Source organism: Streptomyces sp. NPDC091416, assembly GCF_044756845.1.
GTDB lineage: Bacteria > Actinomycetota > Actinomycetes > Streptomycetales > Streptomycetaceae > Streptomyces.
The window spans coordinates 704,881-728,530 of sequence record NZ_JBIVTU010000002.1 but is presented as its reverse complement, the minus strand read 5'-3'; the positions used below and the strand labels follow the sequence as shown (position 1 = coordinate 728,530).

Here is a 23,650-nt window from a genome sequence, read left to right as displayed (position 1 = left end):
GGGGAACTCGACGTGCGGCCCGGGAGTAGGTCAGGTAGGCACAATGCGTACGGGGCGCCGGGGGCGACGGTTACGCGGACGGGTGGAGCGGATGGAACGGATCGAAGGCACGGCCGAGCACGCGGCGGCCGGCACGGCGGGCACCGGCGCGGGCGCGGGCCCGGGCGACTCCGGGGAGGGGCCGGGGCGGCGGACGGGACCCCGTCCGTCGGCGTCCCTCGCCTCGTTCGCGTACACGGCCGCCGACGAGGAGAAGCGTCGTGGCGTACGCCGTATGAAGACCACGGCTTCCGGCCTCCTTCTGCTGGTCGCGCTGGTGTACGTCCTCGCCACCTGGGCGAAGAACGAGGGGGTGGGCGGCTGGCCGGGCTTCGTCGCAGCGGCCGCCGAGGCGGGGATGGTGGGTGCGCTGGCCGACTGGTTCGCGGTCACCGCTCTCTTCAAGCGTCCGCTCGGACTGCCGATTCCGCACACCGCCATCATTCCAAACAAGAAGGACCAGCTCGGGGCCTCACTCGGTTCCTTCGTCGGCGAGAACTTTCTGTCGGGCGGCGTCGTCCGTGACCGGATCCATTCCCTCGCCATCGGCGGCCGGGTGGGTGCCTGGCTCGCGGAGCCGCAGCACGCGGACCGGGTCACGGCCGAGCTGGCGACCGCGCTGCGGGGCGCGCTGACCGTGCTCCGTGACGCGGATGTGCAGGCGGTGGTCGGTGAGGCGATCACCCGGCGGGCGAACGCGGCGGAGGTCGGCCCGGGTCTCGGCAAGATGCTGGAGAAGGTCGTCGCGGACGGCGGCCACCGCAAGGTGGTCGACCTGGTCTGTGTGCGGGCGCACGACTGGCTGGTGCAGCACGGCGACTCGGTGATGGACGCGGTGCAGGGCGGTGCGCCGGGCTGGACCCCGCGGTTCGTGGACAAGCGGGTGGGCGAGCGGGTCTACAAGGAGCTGCTGCGGTTCGTCACCGAGATGCGTGACATGCCGGGGCATCCGGCGCGCGGCTCGATCGACACGTTCCTGACGGACTTCGCGGCCGACCTCCAGACGGATTCGGAGACCCGGGCCCGGGTGGAGCGGCTGAAGTCGGAGATCCTGGGACGCGGCGAGGTCCAGGACGTCATCGCGTCCGCCTGGTCGTCCGTACGGCAGATGGTGATCGCGGCCGCTGAGGACGAGCGGAGCGAGCTGCGGCTGCGGGCCCGCGCCTCGCTGATGTCGCTGGGCGCCAGGCTGGCGACGGACGGACGGCTCCAGGCGAAGGTGGAGGGCTGGCTGGAGGACGCGGCGGTGTATGTCGTGACGACGTACCGGGCGGAGATCACGTCGCTGATCAGCGACACGGTGGCCGGCTGGGACGCGGACCAGACGTCGAAGAAGATCGAGGCCCACATCGGCCGTGACCTGCAGTTCATCCGGATCAACGGCACGGTGGTGGGTGCGCTGGCGGGGCTGGCGATCTATTCGGTGTCCCGGGCGTTCGGGGCCTGAGGGGGCTGAAGGGGCGTTCGGGGCCTGAAGGGCTTGAAGGGCTTGAGGGGCCTGAGGGGGCGTTTGGGGCTTGAGGGGGCTGAAGAGCTTGAGGGCTTGAAGAGCCTGAGGAAGACCGAGGGGCTGAAGAGGCCCGAGGAGCCCGAGGAGCCCGAGGGGCTGAGGAGGCTCCTCAGGTTGGCCTGAAAACAGCCCCCGCACGCCCCGTCCACGCCCCCCGCGAGGGGCCGGGTGCGTATCCGTCCGGTCGAGTCCTGTCGATTCGTTTCGTTCGGATACGCACCCGGGTGACGCGGGGGAGTGCCCATGAGTACGCACCCCGGGCCACCCGCGTTCACCCCGCGCCGGGCGGATTCTCCGTTCAGGCGGCGCGGCGCGTGACGGCCCAGGACGCGGCGGCCACGGTGCCCGCCACGGTGAATACCGCGGGCCAGGCGCCGACCTTCTTCGCCAGCGGATGCGATCCCGCGAAGGCGGCCACATAGGCGCCGGTCAGGGCGGCGGCGGCCCGCGGCCCGGCCTGCCGGTTCCACTCGTACGCGGCGACGCCTCCCGCGGCGGCGAGCGCGACCCCGCCCAGCGGCCGCTTCCTGGTCCACCGTGCGACGGCGTAGCCGCCGACCAGTCCGCCCGCCGCCACCGCCGCTGCCGGAACCTTCGCCATCGCAGCCACCTCAGCCTTCTCGTAGATCGTCGCCGGGGATGCGGTATGTCCGCCCGTACCGGCTGTCGGATCCGAGGCTAACGCGGTCTTCGGGCATCCCGTCGCCGAGGGGGTGCACAGGCGTTTACCCTGGGGGTGAACAGACGTGCACCCCCTTGCCTCTGCCCACTCCGGCAGCCGAGCACCGTACGGAGACACATGCCCGCGGACATACCCGCCCCCGCCGCCCCCGCGCCCTCCGGCGTCCGGCCCCCGCACCCCCGCTTCGCGGTCGGCGTGCTGGCCTTCTGCGGGGTCGTCGTCGCCGTCATGCAGACGATCGTCGTCCCGCTGCTCCCGCACATCCCCGAGCTGACCGGCGCCACCCCCACCGCCGCGAGTTGGCTGGTCACCGTCACGCTCCTCACCGGTGCGGTCTTCACGCCGGTCCTCGGCCGGGTCGGCGACATGTACGGCAAGCGCCGGGTGCTGGTGGCCTCGCTCGCGGTCCTGGTCGTGGGCTCGGTGCTGTGCGCGATCAGCTCCCACATCGGCGTACTGATCACCGGCCGGGCCCTGCAAGGAGCCGCGATCGCCGTCGTACCGCTGGGCATCAGCATCCTGCGCGACGAGCTGCCGCCCGAGCGCGTCCTGTCCGCCGTCGCCCTGATGAGCTCGACGCTCGGGATCGGCGCGGCCATCGGTCTGCCGGTCGCCGCGCTCGTCGTGGAGAACTTCGACTGGCACACGATGTTCTGGGTCTCCGGTGTGATCGGCCTCGTCGACATCGTGCTGGTGCTGCGCTGCGTACCGGAATCCCCGCTGCGCAGCCGCGGCCGCTTCGACGTGGTCGGCGCGCTGGGCCTGTCCGCGGCCCTCGTCTGCCTGCTGCTCGCGGTCACCCAGGGCGCCGACTGGGGCTGGGGCTCGGTCCGCACGGTCGGCCTGCTCGCGACCGCGGTGGTCGTGGCGCTGCTCTGGGGCGCGTACGAGCTCCGCGTCGCGACGCCCATGGTCGACCTGAGGGTCTCGGCGCGCCCGGCCGTCCTGCTGACCAACGTCGCCGCGCTGCTGATCGGCTTCGCGTTCTACGCCAACTCGCTGGTCACCGCGCAGATGGTGCAGGAGCCGAAGTCCACGGGGTACGGGCTCGGCGCCTCGCTCGTCGTCAGCGGACTGTGCCTGCTGCCGGGCGGGGTGGCGATGGTGGCGCTGTCACCCGTCTCGGCCCGGATATCGGCCAAGCACGGCCCGAAGGTCAGCCTCGCGCTCGCGGCCGGGGTCATGGCCGTCGGCTACGGGGTGCGGTACTTCACCAGCCACAGCCTGTGGCTGATCATCGTGGGCGCCACGGTCGTCGCCTCGGGCACGGCCATCGCGTACTCGGCCCTGCCCGCCCTCGTGATGCGCGGGGTCCCGGCCAGTGAGACCGGTGCGGCGAACGGCCTGAACACCCTCATGCGCTCGATCGGCCAGGCCTTCTGCAGCGCGACGGTCGCTGCGGTCCTCGCCAACATCACGTTCCGGGCGGGCGGCAGGACGGCTCCGACGCTCCACGCGTACCAGCTGGTCTTCGTCATCGCGGCGGGCGCGGCACTCGCCGCCCTGGCCGTGGCGCTGTTCCTGCCGGGCAGCAGGCCGGCCGGGGCGGGTACGGTCGAGGAGAGAGGCAAGGCACCGGACACCCGCAAGGGGAGTGTGCGGACGGAAGAGCTCCAGGAGGGCGCATGACAGGCGGCCAGGTCATCGCGGCGGCCCCCGTGGCCCCCGCGGAGGCGGGCAGCGGCCGGGACGCGATCCTGCTCGCCGCACGACGGGCGTTCACCCAGCGCCCGTACGCCGAGGTGACGATCCGCAAGATCGCCGCGGACGCCGGGGTCAGCCCGTCCCTCGTGGTCAAGCACTTCGGCCGCAAGGAGGAACTCTTCAACACCGTGGCCGACTTCGGCCCGGCGGCCGCGGAACTCTTCGACGCGCCGCTGGACGCGCTCGGCCGCCACATGGTCGTCACGCTGGTGACGTACCGCCGCACGCTGAAGTCGGACCCGCTCCTGCGCGTCGTGTTCTCCCTCGGCAACCAGGACGAGCGCTCCCTGCTCCGCGACCGCTTCCACGAACAGGTCACCGCCGCCCTGACCGCCCGCCTGGCCGGCCACGACCGGGCCCTGCGCGCCGAACTCCTGGCCGGCCACCTCCTGGGCCTCGGCGCGACGCTCAGCCTCCACCGCGAGGGCGCGGGAGCGCTCGCCACCCCGGAACGCATCGCCGACCTCTACGCTCCCGCGCTCCAGACCCTGATCACGGGCTGAAAACCGCGGATCACCGGCCCGGGACCGCACGGTATGGTCTGGGCCAACCGACGAGGGGGGCCTCACGTGTCTGTTCACGCGCGCATCCGCATGTCCGCGGCCGCACTGGCGACGACGGCCGCTCTGGTGGGCGCCCTGGCCGGCTGCTCCGAGGCGAGTACGTCACAGGGTCCCGGCGGCGATGTCCCGTACGTGGCACCTTCGGTGAACGCGTCGGCGGTGAACAAGGGGATCGAGCGGAAAGAGGCCGACGCGGAGGCCTCGGAGGCGGCTGAGGCGAACGCGGCACAGGAGGAGGCCATGAACAGGCCTCAAGAAGTACGCGATGCCTTCGCCGGCCTCCAGGCGACCTACCAGGACGGCTGCGCACCCGGGGACGGCAACTGCGCCTACTTCCTCGGCCGGGTGAACGACGAACTGAACGGCCTGGACAAGTCGATGAAGGCCGACGGCGGCGGGCCGAACCACTTCAAGGAGCCGATGGGCTGGATCGGCGCGCTGCGCACCACGCTCGCCGGCGACACCACCACGGACAACCTGGAGAAGCACCGCAAGCAACTGCTGGGCACGCGCGAGCGCGTCAACACATGGATGCAGGGCCACCCGGAGGACTACCGCTGACGAGCTCTTCCTGACGCGGGCGCCCGCTCCCTCCGCACCCGCCCCCCTGCACCCGTCGGCTACGCCAGCTCCCGCTCCGCAACCACCTGGTCCCCGCTCAACTCGCCGGTAGGACGGAAGCCGAGCTTGCGGTAGAACTCCTCGGGACCGTGCGCACCGGGCACGTACGTCACGGTCGTCCGCGTGCACCCCCGCCCCCGCAGCTCGTCGTTGACGGCCTCGACGGCGAACCGCCCGTATCCGCGCCCCTGCTGCCCGGCGTCGATGTTCAGCCGCCAGAGCCCGGAACGGAACGGGTCATCGGGCGTCCCGGGAGCGAACTGCACGTTGATGAAGGCCATGACGAAGCCCACGAGTGTCCCGCCGTCGGCGATCAGCCGGGGCCACGCGATGTCGGGGGTGGTGTAGGCCTGGGCCAGCGACCAGGCGACGGGCTCGACGAGCTCGTTCTGGTCGGGCCGGACCGAGAGTGCGCAGGCTGCTTCGACGTTGTCGGATGTGACCGGCACGAGCCGGAGCGATGAGGACATCCCGGCAACCTACATTCGCGCCCGGGACCGGCGCCCCGGAATTAATGCCGGGGCGCCGGTCCCGGGCGCGAGGCGGCTGTCACCGCGAGGCGTTGCGCCAGACCGTCACGTCGATCGTCATGTAGTCACTGGGAGAGTCGTCGGGCGAGTGGCCCTGGTACGTCACGAGCGCCAGATGCCCCGTCCCCGTGATGACGCAGACCTGCCGCCCCTTGGTGAGCTTCTCCAGACCGATGTCGTCGGCGAACCGGGTCTCCGCCCGGCAGATGTCCAGCGACCCCTGCTGCCCCGGGTCGAGGAGGACGAGCTTCCCGCCCTCGGCCTCCGCTTCGAGGTAGCCGCCGGAGTCGTAGACGAGCTCGTACCCGGCGTCCTCGCCGTCCTGCGGGCGGATGTCGTCGTCCCCCAGCGTCAGGTGGTACCCCTGGGTGAGGTTGATGCCCGTGAAGGTGTCGGGTTCGGGGTCCACCGTCGCGGAAGGCATCGGATCCGTCGTGGCACCCGAGTCCTCGTCCCCGCCCTCCTCCGCCGCGGGGGTCGGTGTCGAGCTGCTCTTCTTCGTCGGGGTGCTGCCGCCCTTGGGCGACTCGCTGCTCTGCGACGACTTCCCGTCGTCCTTGAGCAGGAAGTACGCCGTCCCGCCGCCCGCGACGCCGATGACGAGCGCGACGGCGATCGCGATGGCGGCGACCCGGCCGCCGCGGCGCTTCGCGGGCGGCGGCGCGGTGTGCCCCTGGGGCGGGAGATGCCCGGGGTGCGTCTGGGCCTGCGCCGGGTACGCGGCGGGGAACGGCGCCGGGGTGTGCGCCTGCGCGGCCGGGTCCTGCACCGGATACGGGTGCTGCGGGGCCGGGGTCTGAGGAGCCTGCGGGCTCTGCGAAACCGGCGGCGCCTGGCCGGGCGGCGGCGTGACCGGCGGGCCGAACCCCGGGGGCGGCGTGCTCGGCGCCGCCGGAGCCGTGGGCGAATAGGCGGCGGCCGGGGCGGCGGCCGGAGGCGGCGGGGTCTGGACGGGCGCCGGGGCAGCCGCCCGTACGGTGATGTCGGCGGCCACCGGGCTCGGCAGCCAGTCCTCGGGGCGCCGCAGCACGGTCTCCGCGTTCGCGGTCTGGCACAGCGCGATGACCTCCGCGACCGACGGCCTGGCCTCCGCGTCCTTGGCCAGGCAGCGGCCGACGAGCTCCATCAGCCGCTCCGGCACACCGGTGAGGTCCGGCTCCTCGTGGACGATCCGGTAGAGCACCCCGTGCGAGGTGCCTTCGCCGAAGGCCGGTGAGCCCGTGGCCGCGAACGCCGCGACCTGACCGAGCGCGAAGATGTCGGTGGCCGGAGTGACCCGCCGCCCCGCGGCCTGCTCCGGGGCCATGAACGACGGGGTGCCGATGGTGACTCCGCTGCCGGTGAGCGAGGTCGCGTCGGCCGCGTACGCGATACCGAAGTCGATGACGCGCGGACCGTCGGCGGCCAGCAGCACGTTCGACGGCTTGAGGTCGCGGTGCACGATGCCCGCCCCGTGGATGACGTGCAGCGCCTCCGCCATACCCGCGATCAGCAGCAGCACGGCCTCCACCGGCAGCGCTCCGTGGGCGACGACCGCCTGGGCGAGCGAGGGCCCCGGCACGTACGCGGTGGCGAGCCACGGCTGGGCGCCGTTGGTGTCGGCGTCGATCACGGGCGCGGTGAACAGCCCCTGCACCCGCTGCGCGGACTGGACCTCCTGCGCGAACCGCCGCCGGAACTCGGGGTCCTCGCCGAACTCGGGACGGATCACCTTGATGGCGACGGGCCGTCCGCCGGGCGTGTACGACAGGTACACCTTGCCCATGCCGCCCGCGCCGAGCTTGGCCGCGAGCCGGTATCCGGCGATGGTGGCCGGGTCGTCACCCGTCAGTGGCTGGAAGACCTGGGAGGCGCTGCCGCGCTGTGGCTGCTGACCGCTCATTGACTCGTAACTCCCCCGGAGAGCACCGCTGTAGAGAACGGAACCTTATCCAAATCCGGCCGCGCACAGTACGTGTGTTCCGGACGGCTCGCACGCCCTGCGGGCCGGACTGCCCGTACAGACAGCGGACTTGCCCGTGGGGCCCGGATGCCGCGGACCAACACCGGCTGAGGGTGGCGTCGTTCCGGTGCGCTGAGCCACCGGCGAGGGGTGGGGACCCCCGCGCGGAAGGCGCCGTTCCCGTTGCGGGCCGGGCGCGTCTGTTTGATCATGACTGCCGACGGGTGCCGGGCCGACGGCGTCCGTCGACGGACGAAAGGCCCTTCGTGCGCAAGCTCGTGTACTACATCGCCTCCACCCTCGACGGCTTCATCGCCGGTCCGGACGGCGCCGATCCCTCCGCGCCCGACGGGTTCTGGCCGATCCCGGAGGACTACGTCGCGCACCTGATCGCCGAGTACCCGGAGACGCTTCCGGGGCCGGCCCGCGCGGCGCTCTCGATCACGGCGGAGGGAACGCACTTCGACACGGTCGTCGAGGGACGCCGCTCCTACGAGATCGGCATCAAGGCCGGTGTCACGGACGCCTATCCGCACCTGCGGCACCTCGTCTTCTCCCGCACGCTGGGCGAGAGCCCCGACCCGGCCGTGGAGATCGTCGCCGCCGATCCGGTCGCGCGGGTGCGGGAGCTGAAGCAGGAGGACGGCAAGGACATCTGGCTCGTCGGCGGCGGTGAACTGGCCGGAGCGCTGTACACCGAGATCGACACGCTCATCGTCAAGCTGAGCCCGCTGACGATCGGTGCGGGCATCCCGCTCTTCTCCCGCGAGGCCACGTTCGACCCGACCGCCTGGACGCTCACGGACCACAGGATCCTCGACAGCGGCGTGGCGTTCCTTACGTACGAGCGCGCCACGAACACCGTCAGGGTCACCGTCGACGACTGACCGGCCGGCGGAGGCGATGCCCTCCACCGGCCGGCGCGTCACGTACCTACGACGTCACGTACCTACGACGTCACGTACCTACGACGTCACGTACCTACGCCGTCACGCGGCCGCGGCGCAGGTCGCGCCGCTGAGCGTGAAGGCGGCCGGGGCCGCGTTCGTACCGCTCTGGCTGCCGGTGAAGCCGACGGTGACGGAGCCGTTCGCGGCGATCGTGGAGGTGTACGACGCGGGGGCGACGCTCACCGAACCGCCGGTCTGCGTGGGGGTTCCGCCCCACATGTTGGTGACGGTCTGGCCGTTGGCGAAGGCGAAGCCCAGCGTCCAGCCGTCGATCGTGGTGGTGCCGGTGTTGCGGATGGTGATCTCGCCCTGGAAGCCACCCGACCACTGGTTCACGACGCGGTAGCCGACGGAGCAGCCGACGCCCGGCGTGCTGCCGCCCTCGTCCGTGGTGACGGTCACCGTGGCCGAGCGCGCCGAGCGGTTTCCGGCGGCGTCGCGTGCGTACACGGCGAACGTGTACGCGGTGTCGGCGGTGAGGCCGGTGACGGAGACGCCGGTGGTGGCGGAGGCGGCGACGGTGGTCTCCGAGGTGCCGTTGACGCGGACGACGTCGTAGCCGGCGACGGCAACGTTGTCGGACGACGCGGTCCAGGTCAGGGCGGCGGAGGTGTCCGTCACCGCGGAGGCGACCGGGGTTCCCGGAGCGGTGGGGGCCTCGGTGTCCTCGGAGGCGCCGCCGAAGACGGTGGCCTCGCGGGAGGTCTGGGCGATGCCGTTGGCGCCGTGGAAGATGCGCTCGCCCCAGGAGCTGAGCTGCGTGGGGTCGAAGCCGATCGTCAGGTCGAGGATCGGGTCCGTGTTGCCGCTCCAGGACCAGGCGATGTAGCCGAGCTTGAGCTGCTCGGCGGTGGCCATCATCGTGTCCTCGTCCGGGTCGCCGTACTGGTCGGCAGGTCCCCCGAACTCCCCGATGAGCAGCGGCAGTCCGGCGTCCACGAAGGCGTGCAGGTAGTCGGTGACCTTCTGGGCGGTGTTGTAGACGCTGTACATGTGGATCGAGAAGATCAGGTTGCCGGTGGGGTCGGCGTCGTACACGGCCTGGGCGTTGTCCCGCATGACGTTCTGCCAGTCCTGGCCCCAGTTGGGCGCGTCCACCATGATCGTGTGCGCGAACCCGGCGGCGCGCAGCTTCTGGATCGCGGCGGTCGTGGGTGCGGTCCAGCCGGCCGGATTCGTGTTGCCCCAGGGCTCGTTGCCGATGTTGATGACGACGTAGTCCTCCTGGCCGGCGAGGACGCTCTTCAGGCTGATCCAGTAGTCGGCGGCGTGATCGAGCGTGCCGGCCGCGGAGTCCTCCCCGTAACCCGTGGTGTCGTGCACCTCGAGTACGCAGATGAGCCGGTTGGCCTTGCACTGCGCGATGACGGCGGCGACGTCGTCGGGCCCGTTCTTGCTCCAGCGGAAGCCGTCGGACAGCACGACGCGGACCGTGTTGGCGCCCGTCGCCTTGATGTCGGCCAGCGACTGGGTCTCGCCGGGGTACCAGGTGTGGGCGTGGTTGACCCCGCGCATGACGAAGTCGTTGCCGTTGCCCTCCACCAGGCGGCCGTCGCTGATGTGCAGCCCGGTCGCGGCGGCGGTGGCGGCCTGCGCCGGGGCGAGGCCGCCGAGGGCGACGAGCCCGAGGAGGGTGACCAGGGCGGTCAGGAGGGCGGTGACGGGATGCTTGCGCGCCGGGTGCTTCGTCGTGCTTCTTGCTGTTCTCACTGCGGCTCCAGGGGATGGGCGGGATCAAGAGCTGAGCATCGACAGACGTTTCAAGGCTGCGTGGGAGCGCTCCCACACTTGTGCGCTCCCATAAAGCCATTCAGTCAGGGGCACGTCAATACATCGGACGGATCCGAATGCTCGGGAGAGGGGTGCGGCAGCGTCGGCCGACCTCGACGCACCGGCACGCACCGCGAAGCTCTACCCTGCGGGGCATGGACATTCCCTGCCGCGAACTGACACCCGATGACCTCGAACTCGTCGCCTTCGCCAAGCGAATCGTGGACGCGAACACCGATGGCGAGGACGGCGCGCACACCATGGGTGCCGCCGTCCGGGCAGCCGACGGGAAGATCTACGGCGGCATCAACGTCTACCACTTCACCGGCGGCCCGTGCGCCGAACTCGTCGCGCTGGGCCACGCCCGCGCGTCCGGCGCCCGGGAGCTCGCGACGATCGTCGCGGTGGGCAACCTCGACCGGGGCGTCTTCGACCCGTGCGGCCGGGACCGCCAGGTGCTGTTCGACTACCACCCGGGCATCCGGGTCATTCTGCCCACGTCCGACGGCCTGAGGAGCGTCCGGATCAGGGACCTGATGCCGCTCGCCGCGGGGTGGACCATCGACGGGGGAGCGCATCCGTTCGGCGTGAACTCCACCGAGGACGTCGGGGACGCCGGGGACGCCGGGGACGCCGGGGACGGCCGCCCGGTCCTGTGAGCGTCGGGTACGCCGAGGACTCCGAGAACGCCGAGGACGGCCGCCCGGTCCTGTGAGCGTCGGGTACGCCGGTCGGGGCGCGGTCGGGGGAGCGCTCCGGGGGCGTGGAACGCCTGACGGCTGCCGTCGTACCGGTCACCGGACCGTGTGCAGTGAGGGCGGGACGGGGCGGCCGGGCCGAGGCGGAGGCCGAGGTCGTGGCGCCCGCGATGCCGTCCTGCGGTGAAGTCGCCGGCCCGGGTGCGGACCGGGACCAGGACCGGAGCCGGGGCCGGGGCCGGGGCCGGGTTCACGCGTTCCCGGTCGTTTCGGGTAAGCCCGGATTCCGGGGTTGAAGTTGCCGCTGCGGCAGCTTCTACCGTCCTGACCAGGGCCGGAAAGACCGGCCCGGTGACGCGTGTGTGAGGGAGCGGCAATGGAGTGGCCGATCGCGGAGGTCGCCCGGATGTCCGGCGTGACCGCCCGGACCCTGCGCCACTACGACGAGGTCGGCGTACTGTCGCCGGCCCGGATCGGCGCAGGTGGCTACCGCTATTACGGCGAGCCCGAGCTCCTGAGGCTTCAGCAGATCCTCGTACTGAGGGCGTTGGGCCTCGGGCTGCCCGAGATCGGCCGGATCCTGACCGAGCAGGTCGACGAGGTGGACGCCCTGCGCGGACACCACCGTCGACTGCTCGCCGAGCGGGACCGCCTCGATGCCCTGGCCACCACCGTCTCCCGCACGATCGCCGAACTGGAGCAGTCCAGAAAGGACGGCCGACCCATGACCATCAACCGACCGGAGAACCTGTTCGAGGGTGTGCAGCCCGCCCAGTACGAGGACAACATGCGCGACTTCCCCGCACTCGCCGAGGAGGTCGGCCGACGGGCCGCCACGATGACCCAGGACGAAGCCGACGCGGGCCACCGCGAGCGCACGGCGCAGATGATCCGCCTCGCCGATCTGATGGCCGAAGGCCACCGGGCCGACGCCGAGCCCGTACAGGCCGAGATCGACGCCCAGTTCCGGGCGCTGACCCGGCTGCGCACCGTCTCCGCCGAGGAGTACCGCGCCATCGGGCGCTCCTGCGTGGACAACGACGTCTGGCGTGCCGCGTACGAGGCGATCGCCCCCGGCCTGGCCGCGTACCAGCGGGATGCCATCGAGGCGTACACCGCATCCGGGCTGGTCTGACCGCAGGCGGAGCCGGCGCCTTGGTACCGGCTCCGCCGATGCGTTCCCGGGCTTTGGTACCGGCTCCGCCGACGCGTTGCCGGACTTTGGTACCGGCTCCGCCGATGCGTTGCCGGGCCTTGGTAACGGCTCCGCCGACGCGTTCCCGGGCCTCGGTACCGGCCCTGCCGGCCCTGCCGACGCGTTCCCGGCGCCTCCTTCAGATGGGGAGGTCGGCCGGAAAGCAGGCCGAGCGCAGCTCCGGGGGCAGATGCCCGGTGTCGTTGTAGAGGAGTACGGCGGCGGGCCGGCCGGGCTCGTACCGGATCACGGTCAGCGCGGCGTTGGCATGGTAGAGGCCCATCCAGCGCCACTTCGGAGCGTCGAGGGCATCCCGGACGAGCCAGCCGGTGAGGAAGTTGTGGGTGACGACCAGCTCATGACGCGGCTGGTCCCCGTCCACCGCCCCCGTGAACCGGGCGAGCGCCTCCCGGGCCGACTCCGGTCCCTGTTCACGCTCCTGGGCCGGGAACTCGGCCAGCCGCGCGATCATGGCGTCGGCCGACTCCGGCGGCAGCTCGTGCCGCTCCGGCAGGTACGGAACGTAGTCCCCGGCCGGTTCGGACATCCGGAGCGGAACGGCGTCCAGCTGCTCATGGATCAGCCTGGCGGTCTGCGCGGCCCGGGGGAGCGGACCGTGGTGGATGGCCGTGAGCGGGCAGCCCCGAAGCCGCCGGCCCAGCAGGACCGCCTGCCGCCGACCGTTCTCCGTCAGCTCGCTCTCGTCCGGCGAGGCCTCACCGTGGCGCGTGAGATAGAGGTAGCGGGTGGCTGTTCCGGTCATGGGGGCGAGATCCTCCGGAGTGTGGGTCGGTGATGCGATCGTGCGAGTCCCTGAACGGACGCCGCCGTACGCCCGTGTGGTTCCCGTCGCGGCAGGGAAGCCACGCGGAGGCAGAGTGCCCGAGGACCGCGAAGGACCGTATCCGGGACGGCCTTGACCTTGCCCCCGTGGGAAGGGTTTACGTTCGTCGGATCATGAGGATCAACGAGGTCGCCCGGTGCGCGGGTGTGACGACGAAGACGGTTCGCTACTACGAGTCGCTGGGGCTGATCGTCCCTGCCCGGCTCGCCAACGGCTACCGCGACTACTCCGCGCACGACGCCCGGCTGGTGCGTGAGGTCCGGGAGCTGAACCGCCTGGGCATTCCGGTCGGGCGGACACGTCCCTTCCTGGACTGCCTGACCAGCGGCCGGGACCACGCGGACGACTGCCCGTCCTCGCTGGCCGGCTACCGCGAGGCCATCGACGATCTGACCCGGCGCATCGAGGAGCTCACCGCCCGCCGGTCCGTACTGGCCCGGCAGCTGCACCGGGCCGCCCACCGCAACAGCCGCGCCCGGGCAGAGGGCGCCGATGAGGACACCGTGAGCCACCTGACCGATCTGCTGCCCCCGGACCTCCCCGTCCCCGAGGACGACGGAGCGGCCGCGCACCTCCCCGGCCGGGCGGTGCCGCCCATCGAGTTGCCCGACACCGCAGGCGGCGTCGTCCCGCTGCACGCCCTGGGCCATGGCCGGTCGATCCTCTACTGCTACCCGCTGACCGGGCGGCCCGGCACCGACCTCCCCGACGGCTGGAACACCATTCCGGGAGCACGGGGATGCACCAGCGAGGCCTGCGACTTCCGCGACCACCACGACGACCTCAGGGCCGCCGGCGCGACCCATGTGTTCGGCCTGTCCAGCCAGGACACCGCCTATCAGCGGGAGGTCGTGGACCGGCTCCGGCTCCCGTTCCCGATGCTCTCCGACCCCGGCTTCCTCCTCGCCGCGGCGCTCGGCCTGCCGACCTTCGAAGCCGCTGGAGCGCCTCTCCACCGACGGATCACCCTCGTCATCCGTGACGGCAGGGTCGAGCACGTCTTCTTCCCGGTCTTCCCGCCGGACACCCACGCGCATCAGGTGCTCGCCTGGCTCCGCGACAACCCGGAGGACCGGCCGGCGGAGAACGAGGTTCCGGCGCCCGGGCCGTCCCGTGACTGACCACGGCGGTTACGGCGACAGCGGCGACGACGACGGAGGACAGGACGACGCGGTCCGGTGAGCCGAGCGCGCCACCCGGTTCGGCTGGACGGCGATCGCCGGAGTGACGGGAGCGCTCGGCTGCGCGCTGATCGCCTTGGCCATGCTCTGTGCGGGCGTGGTGGCGGCATGCCTGTACGTCGTGGTGGCAGCGCACTACTAGCGCCGTACCAGTGCCGCGACGGGACGAACGTTGCCTGCGCTCATTGCGTTCGCGGACTACGCGCGGGCACCGTGCGCGGCGGCGAACTCCGCAGAGGTCCGACTCCCCGCAGCCGCGGTGCCGTACCTGGCAACCCTCGAACTCGCGGGCGCTGCCGGTTGATCGAACGCCGTACGGCGCGTCCGATCGGATGCGCCGCCGCGCGAAGGACGGACGCGTCCCGGACGGCGGCGGGGTGGCGTGCCCACGGCCGTAGGCAGTCGCGAGGCACCACCGCGGAGCAGCGCACAGCCCGGCACCACGAGCACGATGACTGCTCGCGACCTCATCCGTCATCTCGCAGAGCTTTCGTGACCTCGCAGAGGGGAAACGCGTTCGACTGATGCCTGCCCACGGGCAATGGTTGGGCAGTCAGGCAACCACCCGGGCGCGGCGGGTTCGTTCCGTTCGCCGCCGTGAACCGGCGGCGAACGGCCGGGTGCCGGGAATCCGGAGGGGACGTTCATGCAGGAGGGTTCGAGGGACGAGGGCAGGGCCGGCGACGGGACCGGCCGGCTTCGTGAGGCCGCCGAGGCGGGGGATGCCGAGGCGATGTTCCGGTACGGCCTGCGTCTTGGCACCCACGACGACCGGGCGGGCGGCGAACGCTGGCTGCGTCTGGCGGCCGAGATGCGACATCCCGATGCGGCAACCACCCTCGGCGTGCTGCTTCACGAGTGGGGGCGGAACGCCGAGGCCGAGGCGCTGCTGCGTGAGGCCGCCGGCGGCGGGCACGTGCGCGCGATGGAGATGGTCGGGTATCTCTTGCGGAAGCGCGGCGAGCAGGTCGAGTCCGGCCGCTGGTACCGGCGTTCGGCCGAGGGAGGCAACGCGAACGCGATGGCCGTCCTCGGCGAACTGTGTCAGAAGCGGGGTGCCGAAGCCGAGGCCGAGAGCTGGTACCGCCGGGCCGCCGAAGCGGGACTCGCCGACGCGGCGTATGCCCTGGGCCAGTTGCTCTACCTCAGGGGTGATGTGGAGGAGTCCGCACGGTGGGCCCGGCGGGCGGCGGACGGCGGGTCCACCGCCGCGATGAACGCCCTGGGCGCCCTGTCCCTGCACCGGGGCGACCGGGAAGCGGCGAAGTCCTGGTACCGCAAGTCGGCCAGGGCCGGCGACGACGAGGGCGCCCGCCGCCTCGCGGCACTGCTCAGCCGTGCCGAGATGGCCGCCGAACTCGATGCCTGGCTGACCGAGCGGGCCCGGAAGGGGGACGCCGACGCGGCGTTCGCGCTCGGGCGTTCCAGGGAGCGGGATCGTGATCTGCACGCAGCGCAGGTCTGGTACGAGAAGGCCGCCGAGGCCGGGCATATCGATGCGATGGTCCGGCTGGCGGATCTCTCGGAGCGCCAGGGTTACTCCCGGCAGGCGCAGGCGTGGCGCCGGAGGGCCGAGGAGGCGCGGTCGCGGGGTGACGACGGGGGCCACGGTCGATAGCCGCCCGTGCCGTACCGGCGGGCCGACCGGCCGGCTGGGCCCGGCGCGCGGCGCCGCCGATGCCGGTCCTGCGCGACGCCGCCGATGCCCGGCCCGTGGGCAGTCGCCGATGCCCGGCCCGCGGGCAGTTGATGAGGCCGGTCGCTATCCGCCCAGGCGGGTCGTCATCTGCGCCGCCTGGTCCGGGTCCAGCGGATAGGGCGACCCGTACAGCATCTGGCCGGTGAGCACGGCGGGCCCGGTGACCGCAGGCGAACCGTGCTCGGCCGCGAGGCTGCTCGCCGCGGGATTGGGCGCACCCGGGTGGGGCCGGCCGGGCGCGAGCTCGGAGTGCCAGAGGGTCAGGTCGTCACTGATCCTGGTCGACCGTATGTGCTCGGATCCCAGGAGGCGGCTGACCTCCTGGACGAGCTCCATCCCGAACAGGGAGGTCGGCACGTTCTTCACGTGTCCGTCCTTCATCACCAGCATGCGGTGCGTTCCGGTACTGCTTTCCTTGCGGCGGCTGAAGAGTCCCATCCGGCGACCCTAGTGCCATGAGCCCGCGCCCCGGGCGGAGTTGAGCTGGTTGCCGACTGCGGGCACGCGCGGGGCGATCTCCGTTCCGTGACCGAATCGGTCGGCATCCGTGCTCCCCACGAGTGGTGCGGCCCGGGCAGGGTGGTGCGGGGGGTCTCATGCGCAGACTGTTCGGTCTTCTGCTTCTTCTTCCGTTGCTCGCAGGCTGCTTCGCGTCCGGTCCACCGGACACCAAGTGGTACGAGGACGTCGAGGACGCCTTTCGTGTGCCGTTGCCCGTGCCGACGGACGGATCGGGGCGCTGGGCGCTGGTGAACCCACGCCTGGGGGTCATCGGGCAGGGCCGGGTGGTGGCGAGGGTCGACGCGAGCGGGGAGGTCCTCTGGCGTACGAGGCTGCCCGCCCGGTTCGCCCTCACCGGACGCCCGGGGCAGGTGCACGCCGTCGTCGGCCCGTACGAGACCCCGTTGACGCTCATCGGTGAGCCCGTGCCCGGCCGGTTGCCGTTCGTCGCGACGCTCGATCCCATGACCGGCCGCTTCACGGAGCTTGCCCACCCTCCCGCCCGTACCCCTGGGGAGCTGCGGTACGTCACCGTCACGTCGACATCGGGAGCGCGTACGGCGGTGGCCGCCACGTGCCTGCCCGAATCCTCCTGCACGCTGACAGCCTGGAACACGGTCACCGGCCAGGTCCGGTGGAAGTACCGAACCCGCGGCCCGGCAGTCTTCGCCGGCCCCTGCGACCAGGACGGGATGGGGGCGGGACGTCCGGACAGCCAATGGCGGAGATGCGATCCACTGGTCTTCGTCGCCGACGGCCGGCTCGTGAGGCTCTGGAGCGGGGAGGACCGGCTCCGGTCGAACCCCGTCGACCTGCCCGCAGGTGACATCGCGCAGGTGATGCCCACCCTCTACCGCGTCCTCGTGGTGACAGTCCCGCACGGACCCGGCTGTCGCGCGCAGGCAGCGGCGTACGGCTTCGAGGCCGAGACGAGTGCTCCGGCCTGGGAACGCGCCTTCACCTGGGACCAGCCCCAGGCGGCCGTCCATGAGGGCTGCCGCAGGGATCCGTCGATCCCGCTCCTCCTGGACTCCACCCTGACCCTGCCGGACGCGGCGGGCGCCTTGGTCGGGGACGATTACGACGGAACGTTCTTCCTGCGCCTGAAGCCCGGCGAGTACCCCGTCATCCACGGCGTCGAGGTGCTCGCGTATCGCCCGGACGGCAGCCACCGCGACCCGGAGCGTCGCACCTCGTCCGGCCTTTCCCGAAGCCGTCCCGAAGAACTCGGTCCGACCGCCGTGGAGTTGGGGCAGGGTTGCTGGTACGTCCCAGGGAAGGGCCGAAGGGGCGAGGTCGTCGCGGCCGACGTCTACGGGAAGATCACCTGGCGGCGCGCCACCAGCGGCCTCCCGTTCTTCCTCGGCAACCGCCTCGTGTACGCGCACGGTCCGAGTCTGGCCGCGCTCCGCCCGGCCGACTGAGCCGCCCGGCCCCGAAGCCTCCCCGTGCGCGCGACCGCTTACGGGAGCACGACGCGGTAGTGGGTGGTCAGCCGCCGCTCGTCGTCCAGGACGTGGAACGCGAGGCCGGGCGGCTGCTCCAGGTCCGCGACCTGCTCGCCCTCCCAGGGCATGCGCAGGGTCCAGGTGACGGCCGGTCCGACGATCAGCGGGCGGGCGGCGAAGGTCGAGGCGGCCGCGGTGTGGGCGTGGCCCGTGAGGACGGCGGCGACCCGCGGGTGCGCGTCGAGGAGGTCGGCCAGGTTCCCGGGTTCCTGGAGCAGGCAGGAGTCGGGCAGCGGGTGATGCAGCGTGACCGGCGGCTGGTGGAAGGCGATCAGGGCCGGGGTGTCCTGCGGCAGCGCGGTGAGGGTGGAGTCGATCCAGCCGACCGTTTCGGTGTCCAGTCGTCCCTCGTCCCGGCCCGGGATGGTGGAGTCGCACATCAGGATCGCGGTGCCGGAGACGTGGTGGAGCCGGTTGATCGGCCCGTCCTCGGGCGCCTCGCCGAGCAGGGCCTTGCGGTACGCCGGCCGGGCGTCGTGGTTTCCGGGGCAGGTGAGCACGGGGAAGGGCGCGGCCAGGATCCGGGCCGCCTCCTCGTACTCGGCCTCCGCGCCGTGATCGGCGATGTCCCCGGTGACCAGGACCGCGTCCACCGGGTGCGGCAGGGCCCGCAGGTAGTCCATGACGCGGACGGCGCGCCGGGTCGCCCTCTCGCTGCCGTCCAGGTGCAGGTCGCTGATCTGCGCAAGCAGCGTCATTCCGCGGTCTCCTTCGATGGCGGCCCGGCCGAGGCCGGTCCTGTGTGGGGCGGCGCAATCGCTGCGCCACTCTCAGGCTCTAACGGAAGTTGTCAGCTTTTCCGTTAGAGACCATAAGGTGTGTCCAGGGATGTGATCAAGTGGTCGACGACCACCGACGAGACGGAAGGGGACGTCCTGTGGAGCGCTGGCTGCCCTTGGAACTGGCGAGCACGGTTCGCCACGACGGCGACGGAGGCGTTGCCGACGACCTCGTCACGGTCGGGGGAACGACGCGCTGGATCCAGGCGCAGGCGGATCTGCTGGCCGCCCATGTCCCGGTCGCGGAGCTCGTGGCCGACGAAGACGTCAGACTCCGCGTCATCGAGCTCCGGCAGGCGGTCCGGGCCCTGTTCGCCAGGGCCGTCAGCCCCGCTCCGCCCAGCCCCGCGGACGCCCGCCGCCTGATGCCCGCCGACCGGGCCCTGACCCACCTCAACACGGTGGCCGCGCGTGAACCGGTCGCACCACAACTGGACTGGCCGGCCGAAGGAGTTCCCGGCCCCCGGCTGCTGTCGGCGGAGAGCGACCCGTACGTACGGCTCCTCGCTGCTCTGGCCCGGTCCGCCATCGACTTCCTCGGCGGCCCGCAGCGCGAGCAACTGCGCTCTTGTACCGCGCCCCGCTGCGTGCGCTACTTCGTGAAGAGCCACGGGCGCCAGGAGTGGTGCAAGCCGTCGTGCGGAAACCGCGCCCGGGCGGCCCGCCACTACAGCCGCCGGCGCACGGCGGCCGAGGGCGGCTGAGGGGCCGCTTCCCCACGTCGTCAGAGAGGTGACCGTCATGCCGGACGTCGACGGCCAGATTCCCTACTGGGACTCCGCCGCGGCCACGAAGACGTTCACGCACCCGCTGCACATGCCCTGGCTGGACGGCCTCGGCACACACGCGGCGATCCTCGACTACGGGTGCGGCTACGGCCGCACCCTGCACGCGCTCCACCAGCAGGGCTTCGACCACCTCACGGGCGTGGACACCTCACCGGCGATGATCGAACGGGCCCGCCACCTCCATCCAGCCCTGCGCTTCACCGTCCTGGACACGCCCCCGCACTCGCCGTACCCGGACGCGGCCTTCGACGCGGCCGTGCTCTTCGCGGTGCTGACCTGCATCCCGGACGAGGGCGCACAGCATCGGCTGATCGCCGAGCTCCACCGGCTGCTCAAGCCCGGCGGGACCTTGTTCGTCAGCGACTTCCTGGTGCAGGACGACGCGCGCAACCGCGAACGGTACGAACGGGACGCCGCCCGCTATGGCACCTACGGTGTCTTCGAGACGGACGAGGGCGCGGTGTTCCGGCACCATCCCCGCTCATGGTTCGCCTCGCTGCTCCGCGACTTCGAGCCCGTGGACACCCGGGACATCACGGTGAACACGATGGGCGGACACGAGTCGACGGGCATCCAGCTCCTGGTGCGCAAGCCTGCCCAGCCGTCCCCCGAGCCCGGGTCCGGCCTGGTCGAGGAGGCGGAGCGCCCGGGCCGCTCGTGAGCGCGCCGGCCGGCACCTCGTGGTGGAGGAGGTGCTTCCGGGCTGCCGGATCGCGAGTCGTATGGTCATGCGGAACGCCCCGAGCCCTCAGTGGCCGGCAACCGTTCCGAACGAGTGGGAGAGACCATGTGGCCGCGAGCCAACGGCATGCGCGCACTGGAGCTGGGCCACCCCGGCGACATGCGCGCCGCGCTGAACGCCCTGGTCCTGGCCGGCGACAAGACGGCCACGACCTGCCTGCTCGACGAGTACGCCGAGGAGACCGAGGGCCTGGAGTACGTCGGTGAGCGGCAGGCGCTCCTGGACAGCGAGGGCCGTCCGATCGCCACGCTGGAGTACACCGGCGTCGAGGTGAAGCCCTTCGCGGAGGTTACCTGGGAGCACGCCCGCGCCGAGGGCGAGGGCGACGCCTCCCTCGACGCCTGGCGCGAGGTACACCGCCGCTTCTGGGCGGGGTCGGGGACGCCGGTCGGGGATGACACCGTTGTGGTCTGCCTGACCTTCCGGGTGGTGAGCCGCGTCTGAACTGCACTGGCGGTACGGTGCCGCAGGTACGGACGACCGGCCCGACGGCAACGACGCCGGCCTCTTCCCTGCCACCTCACGCCTGGCCAATCCACCTATGCGTGTGACCGCGCAGCCGCACAGGCGGGTGCGTAGAGGATTCCGGTCGCCGTATCCGGCCGCGGCACGAAGGACGAGCCTGCGCCGCCGTGCGGCCGATCCGTCTCAGACGGCGTCGAGCTGCAGGAACTCCCGGAACTCCGTCGTGCTGACCTGATCGTTCAGCGCCGCGTTCCACTGCGCGATGTCGTCATTCGAGACGTCGGCGTCGAGTGGGAGGAAGACCAGGACGGCGTTCGGCCACTGGTCGAAGAACCCGCGGGCAACCGCGTCCGTCAACGCCTGCGAGATCGAGTCCCACACCGTCCTCCGGAATGCGCGAAGGCCCGGCACCGCGAGAGGGTCGGCGCTCGAATCGGTGAAGCGCAGCGCCGCCCGTTCCGCCTCGGCGCGGATCGGCGCCAGCGGGTCGTCGGTCCCGTCAACTCCTGCGATGCCCAGATCCCATTCGCCGAGGTGCCATCTCACGTCGACGGCGAACTCCGGTTCCTCGGCGGTCATCCCGTCGAAGTGCTGCCGCGAGTGAGCGAAGGCGACGATCGACGTGGCGTGGGCGTCGGTCGCGATGCCGACGCCGACCACGTCGGCCGCCGGCAACTGTCCTGCGACCGCTTGGACGGCCCGTTCGAGCGCCGAGCCCAGGCGGTCGGACCAATCGCGTGCCCACGCGGAGAGCTGAGGATCCATGGCTCCATGGTCGGCTGTCTCCGGTCGGTGAACCATCGACAACACCTCGCGGGCGCGGCGAGTGCGTCCCGGTTCTGCGCCCCTGCTGCGAGAGGAACCGCACAAGACCCTCTGCGGCTCCAACCCGCTCGGGCCTGGGGCCATGCCTCTGCCCTCCCGGCGTGTGCGGCTGGGGTCCGTCGTGGGGTCCGTCGTGGGGATCATCGTGCGGATCGGAGGAAGGACGGGGCGCCGTGTCCGGGGACGACAGCAGGGCGTAAGCGAGGCGGTAGCCGGACGTGAGCGGCGGGCGGAATGCTTCACATGTCAGCAGGCCGAGCGAGGTAGCGGCTCGCCGCGTGTTCCGGGCCGCGACTGCACCTCCGTATTCGACCGCCATATATTCGAGGAATTCACATGCGTACGACGCCCCACTCCCGCAAGCGCACCGCCACCATCGGCGCAGCACTCACCGCCGTCCTCGCTCTCGCCCTCACCGCCTGCAACGGCGACAACAGCGCGTTGGGCAGCGCGCAGGCCGGCCCCGCCGCGTCGGCGGACAAGGCGGGCGGCACCGGCGGGGCGGGCCAGACGGACCAGAGCGCCGGTACCGGCACCGGCGGGAGCGACCAGAGCGCCGACACCGGCACGGGCGGGAGCGACCAGAGCGCCGACACCAACACGGGTGACACCAGCGGGGCCAAGGTCGGCATGTGCCGCTCCGGCGCGCTCGACGCCACTGCCGCTGACAACACCACGGACAAGACGGACGGCGTGGTCACCGTCACCTTCGAGAACGTCGGCGGCAGCGACTGCCGCATCAGCGGCTTCCCGGGTGTCGATCTGAAGACGTCCCTGGGCGACACCTTCTCCGTGGACCGCAACGGCGAGCAGGCCGCGCCGCAGATCCTCAAGGAGGGCGAGACTGCAGCCTTCAACATCACGTTCCCTGTCAACAACAGCGGCGGCTCCGGCGTGCGGCTGACCGACATGGTGGTGACGCCCCCGAACGAGACCGAGCCCTTCACCCTGACGTGGCCGGCGGGCACGCTCGCCGTCACCGACGGCGAGGGCGGCGGGAGGATGGAGGTCAGCCCGGTGAGCAAGGTCAGCGACTCGCCGGCCAGCTGACCCCGCTCCGCCCCGCCGGGCCCGCTCAGGAACTGCTGCGGGGGCCACCATGACGTTGAACGCGTGCGCCCCACCCCCTCCCGCCACCCCGGAGAACAGCAGCGCGAAGTCGGCGCCGCCCCAGCGGAGATGGGCGGCGCCCGGGTCACGCGGTCCTGAAGCTGGTCACGGCCAGCGCCTTGTCCACCCGAGCGGCGGCCAAGTCGTCGTGGCGGATCACGAAACTCGTGCAGTACTCCTCGTAGAGCCGGGCTTCACCGGCGAGCGATATCCATTCGCTCGTCAGCCGGTGCCGTTCCTCCTCCAGATGGGAATCCCATTTCGCGATCGGGATGGCGGAGATCTCGCCCGCCTTCTCGCGTCCCGCGAGGGACTGCTCCGCAAGACTGCTGATCACCTCGGCATCGGCATACCCGCCGATGAGGACGAAGGCGTCGGACGACCATAGGTCGTGGGCCAGAGCCCGGAGTTCGGCCAGGTGCGGCAGGTCACGCTCCATGGAGCGGAACAACTGCTGCTGGAAAGCCGACATGTCCTCCCACTCGAGATCCTCCCAGAACTCGTGCCACTCGTCGTCCTCGTCGCCCTCCTGGAGCCAGAGGGGCAGTTCGGCTCTGAGCTCGGCGCTGACGTCGAGCCGCTCGCGGACACACCGGGAGCCGGGGGCTTTCGCGATCGCCGTTTCGGTGCCGTCCGGTACGTAGACGACACGCGCGTACCTCCCGGAACTGTCCTCGTGGTCCCGCTCCTGGTCCACGAAGAAGAGCAGGGTCCCGTCCACCGGCAGGTCGAAGCCGTCGACTCTCGGCAGCGCTCCACAATCGACGGAAAGAAGCAGCGGCAACGGAACGTCCCCGGCGGACGGCCACTCCATACCCACCGGCAGCCTGGGCACCCCGCCGAACTGCCCTACCGGAGAACCACCACCGCCCACGGACAACCCGATCGACAGCCGAAGGTGCCGGCTGAATTCGCTGATCTCGTCGTCCGGGATGCCCAACCCAAGGGCTGCCCGGCGAAACTCTCCCTGATGATCCATGCCTGAGAAGGTAGCTCCCTAGCAA

General features: G+C 71.7%; 24 protein-coding genes. 15 read left to right on the top strand and 9 right to left on the bottom strand.

All coding sequences use genetic code 11. The annotated features are described in order from the left end of the window. The first annotated feature begins 91 nt into the window (after window positions 1–91). Entirely contained in the window at window positions 92–1,486 is a 1,395-nt protein-coding gene (locus ACIQMX_RS10125; protein WP_402476280.1) for a DUF445 domain-containing protein, read from the top strand. Between the two features lie 63 nt (window positions 1,487–1,549). Further along, window positions 1,550–1,672 carry a hypothetical protein gene (locus ACIQMX_RS10120; RefSeq protein WP_402476277.1) on the top strand — a complete coding sequence of 41 codons (123 nt, stop codon included), beginning with the start codon at window positions 1,550–1,552 and terminating at the stop codon, window positions 1,670–1,672. Between the two features lie 175 nt (window positions 1,673–1,847). Here ACIQMX_RS10120 and ACIQMX_RS10115 read toward each other — a convergent pair whose 3' ends face one another. Then, on the bottom strand, window positions 1,848–2,150 hold the full coding sequence (locus tag ACIQMX_RS10115) for a hypothetical protein (protein ID WP_363068231.1): 303 nt from the start codon (window positions 2,148–2,150) through the stop codon (window positions 1,848–1,850). Window positions 2,151–2,348: 198 nt separating this feature from the next. Between ACIQMX_RS10115 and ACIQMX_RS10110 the strand changes: the two genes are divergently transcribed. The 3 genes from ACIQMX_RS10110 (at window position 2,349) to ACIQMX_RS10100 (ending at window position 5,059) form a co-directional block, all read left to right on the top strand. Continuing rightward, window positions 2,349–3,860, top strand: a complete 1,512-nt coding sequence (locus ACIQMX_RS10110; protein WP_363068233.1) for an MFS transporter — start codon at window positions 2,349–2,351, stop codon at window positions 3,858–3,860. Then, on the top strand, window positions 3,857–4,438 hold the full coding sequence (locus tag ACIQMX_RS10105; protein WP_402476273.1) for a TetR/AcrR family transcriptional regulator: 582 nt from the start codon (window positions 3,857–3,859) through the stop codon (window positions 4,436–4,438). The genes ACIQMX_RS10110 and ACIQMX_RS10105 overlap by 4 nt, the downstream gene beginning before the upstream one ends. A 66-nt stretch (window positions 4,439–4,504) precedes the next feature. Beyond that, the gene (locus ACIQMX_RS10100; RefSeq protein WP_402476270.1) at window positions 4,505–5,059 is read left to right on the top strand and encodes a hypothetical protein; all 555 of its coding nucleotides are present in this window, start codon (window positions 4,505–4,507) and stop codon (window positions 5,057–5,059) included. Window positions 5,060–5,118: 59 nt separating this feature from the next. On the opposite strand, the gene ACIQMX_RS10095 is transcribed toward ACIQMX_RS10100, so the two are convergent. Then, window positions 5,119–5,589: a GNAT family N-acetyltransferase gene (locus ACIQMX_RS10095; protein WP_363068239.1), complete on the bottom strand. Its 471-nt coding sequence runs from the start codon at window positions 5,587–5,589 to the stop codon at window positions 5,119–5,121. 79 nt (window positions 5,590–5,668) lie between these two features. Next, entirely contained in the window at window positions 5,669–7,531 is a 1,863-nt protein-coding gene (locus ACIQMX_RS10090; RefSeq protein WP_402476266.1) for a serine/threonine-protein kinase, read from the bottom strand. Between the two features lie 326 nt (window positions 7,532–7,857). Here ACIQMX_RS10090 and ACIQMX_RS10085 point away from each other — a divergent pair, with 326 nt between their 5' ends. Beyond that, on the top strand, window positions 7,858–8,478 hold the full coding sequence (locus ACIQMX_RS10085; RefSeq protein WP_402476264.1) for a dihydrofolate reductase family protein: 621 nt from the start codon (window positions 7,858–7,860) through the stop codon (window positions 8,476–8,478). A 102-nt stretch (window positions 8,479–8,580) separates the two neighbouring features. Here ACIQMX_RS10085 and ACIQMX_RS10080 read toward each other — a convergent pair whose 3' ends face one another. Beyond that, window positions 8,581–10,251 carry a cellulase family glycosylhydrolase gene (locus tag ACIQMX_RS10080; RefSeq protein ID WP_402476261.1) on the bottom strand — a complete coding sequence of 557 codons (1,671 nt, stop codon included), beginning with the start codon at window positions 10,249–10,251 and terminating at the stop codon, window positions 8,581–8,583. 215 nt (window positions 10,252–10,466) lie between these two features. On the opposite strand from ACIQMX_RS10080, the gene ACIQMX_RS10075 reads away from it, so the two are divergent. After that, window positions 10,467–10,970, top strand: a complete 504-nt coding sequence (locus ACIQMX_RS10075) for a cytidine deaminase family protein (protein ID WP_402476258.1) — start codon at window positions 10,467–10,469, stop codon at window positions 10,968–10,970. Between the two features lie 415 nt (window positions 10,971–11,385). After that, window positions 11,386–12,144 (top strand): MerR family transcriptional regulator, encoded by a 759-nt coding sequence (locus ACIQMX_RS10070; RefSeq protein WP_363068249.1) that lies wholly within the window; start codon window positions 11,386–11,388, stop codon window positions 12,142–12,144. 199 nt (window positions 12,145–12,343) lie between these two features. On the opposite strand, the gene ACIQMX_RS10065 is transcribed toward ACIQMX_RS10070, so the two are convergent. Beyond that, window positions 12,344–12,967, bottom strand: coding sequence for a histidine phosphatase family protein (locus tag ACIQMX_RS10065; RefSeq protein ID WP_402476255.1), 624 nt, complete (start codon window positions 12,965–12,967; stop codon window positions 12,344–12,346). Window positions 12,968–13,161: 194 nt separating this feature from the next. On the opposite strand from ACIQMX_RS10065, the gene ACIQMX_RS10060 reads away from it, so the two are divergent. Both ACIQMX_RS10060 and ACIQMX_RS10055 read left to right on the top strand, forming a co-directional pair. Further along, window positions 13,162–14,169 (top strand): MerR family transcriptional regulator, encoded by a 1,008-nt coding sequence (locus tag ACIQMX_RS10060; protein ID WP_402476253.1) that lies wholly within the window; start codon window positions 13,162–13,164, stop codon window positions 14,167–14,169. A 706-nt stretch (window positions 14,170–14,875) separates the two neighbouring features. After that, window positions 14,876–15,847 carry a tetratricopeptide repeat protein gene (locus ACIQMX_RS10055; protein WP_402476250.1) on the top strand — a complete coding sequence of 324 codons (972 nt, stop codon included), beginning with the start codon at window positions 14,876–14,878 and terminating at the stop codon, window positions 15,845–15,847. A gap of 144 nt (window positions 15,848–15,991) precedes the next feature. On the opposite strand, the gene ACIQMX_RS10050 is transcribed toward ACIQMX_RS10055, so the two are convergent. Further along, the gene (locus ACIQMX_RS10050) at window positions 15,992–16,366 is read right to left on the bottom strand and encodes a hypothetical protein (protein WP_363068257.1); all 375 of its coding nucleotides are present in this window, start codon (window positions 16,364–16,366) and stop codon (window positions 15,992–15,994) included. Between the two features lie 158 nt (window positions 16,367–16,524). Between ACIQMX_RS10050 and ACIQMX_RS10045 the strand changes: the two genes are divergently transcribed. Further along, a complete protein-coding gene (locus ACIQMX_RS10045; protein WP_402476246.1) occupies window positions 16,525–17,853 on the top strand; it encodes a hypothetical protein in 1,329 nt (442 codons plus the stop codon). A gap of 38 nt (window positions 17,854–17,891) precedes the next feature. Here ACIQMX_RS10045 and ACIQMX_RS10040 read toward each other — a convergent pair whose 3' ends face one another. Further along, the gene (locus ACIQMX_RS10040) at window positions 17,892–18,635 is read right to left on the bottom strand and encodes a metallophosphoesterase (RefSeq protein ID WP_363068261.1); all 744 of its coding nucleotides are present in this window, start codon (window positions 18,633–18,635) and stop codon (window positions 17,892–17,894) included. Between the two features lie 179 nt (window positions 18,636–18,814). On the opposite strand from ACIQMX_RS10040, the gene ACIQMX_RS10035 reads away from it, so the two are divergent. The 3 genes from ACIQMX_RS10035 (at window position 18,815) to ACIQMX_RS10025 (ending at window position 20,690) form a co-directional block, all read left to right on the top strand. Next, a complete protein-coding gene (locus ACIQMX_RS10035) occupies window positions 18,815–19,420 on the top strand; it encodes a CGNR zinc finger domain-containing protein (RefSeq protein ID WP_402476243.1) in 606 nt (201 codons plus the stop codon). 37 nt (window positions 19,421–19,457) lie between these two features. Next, on the top strand, window positions 19,458–20,165 hold the full coding sequence (locus ACIQMX_RS10030) for a class I SAM-dependent methyltransferase (RefSeq protein WP_402476239.1): 708 nt from the start codon (window positions 19,458–19,460) through the stop codon (window positions 20,163–20,165). Window positions 20,166–20,291: 126 nt separating this feature from the next. After that, entirely contained in the window at window positions 20,292–20,690 is a 399-nt protein-coding gene (locus ACIQMX_RS10025) for an ASCH domain-containing protein (RefSeq protein WP_402476236.1), read from the top strand. 204 nt (window positions 20,691–20,894) lie between these two features. Here ACIQMX_RS10025 and ACIQMX_RS10020 read toward each other — a convergent pair whose 3' ends face one another. Further along, the gene (locus ACIQMX_RS10020; RefSeq protein WP_402476234.1) at window positions 20,895–21,476 is read right to left on the bottom strand and encodes a DUF4303 domain-containing protein; all 582 of its coding nucleotides are present in this window, start codon (window positions 21,474–21,476) and stop codon (window positions 20,895–20,897) included. A gap of 396 nt (window positions 21,477–21,872) precedes the next feature. Between ACIQMX_RS10020 and ACIQMX_RS10015 the strand changes: the two genes are divergently transcribed. Then, a complete protein-coding gene (locus ACIQMX_RS10015; protein WP_402476232.1) occupies window positions 21,873–22,586 on the top strand; it encodes a DUF4232 domain-containing protein in 714 nt (237 codons plus the stop codon). A 145-nt stretch (window positions 22,587–22,731) separates the two neighbouring features. On the opposite strand, the gene ACIQMX_RS10010 is transcribed toward ACIQMX_RS10015, so the two are convergent. Next, window positions 22,732–23,625, bottom strand: a complete 894-nt coding sequence (locus ACIQMX_RS10010) for a DUF1963 domain-containing protein (RefSeq protein ID WP_402476230.1) — start codon at window positions 23,623–23,625, stop codon at window positions 22,732–22,734. Window positions 23,626–23,650 lie beyond the last annotated feature (25 nt).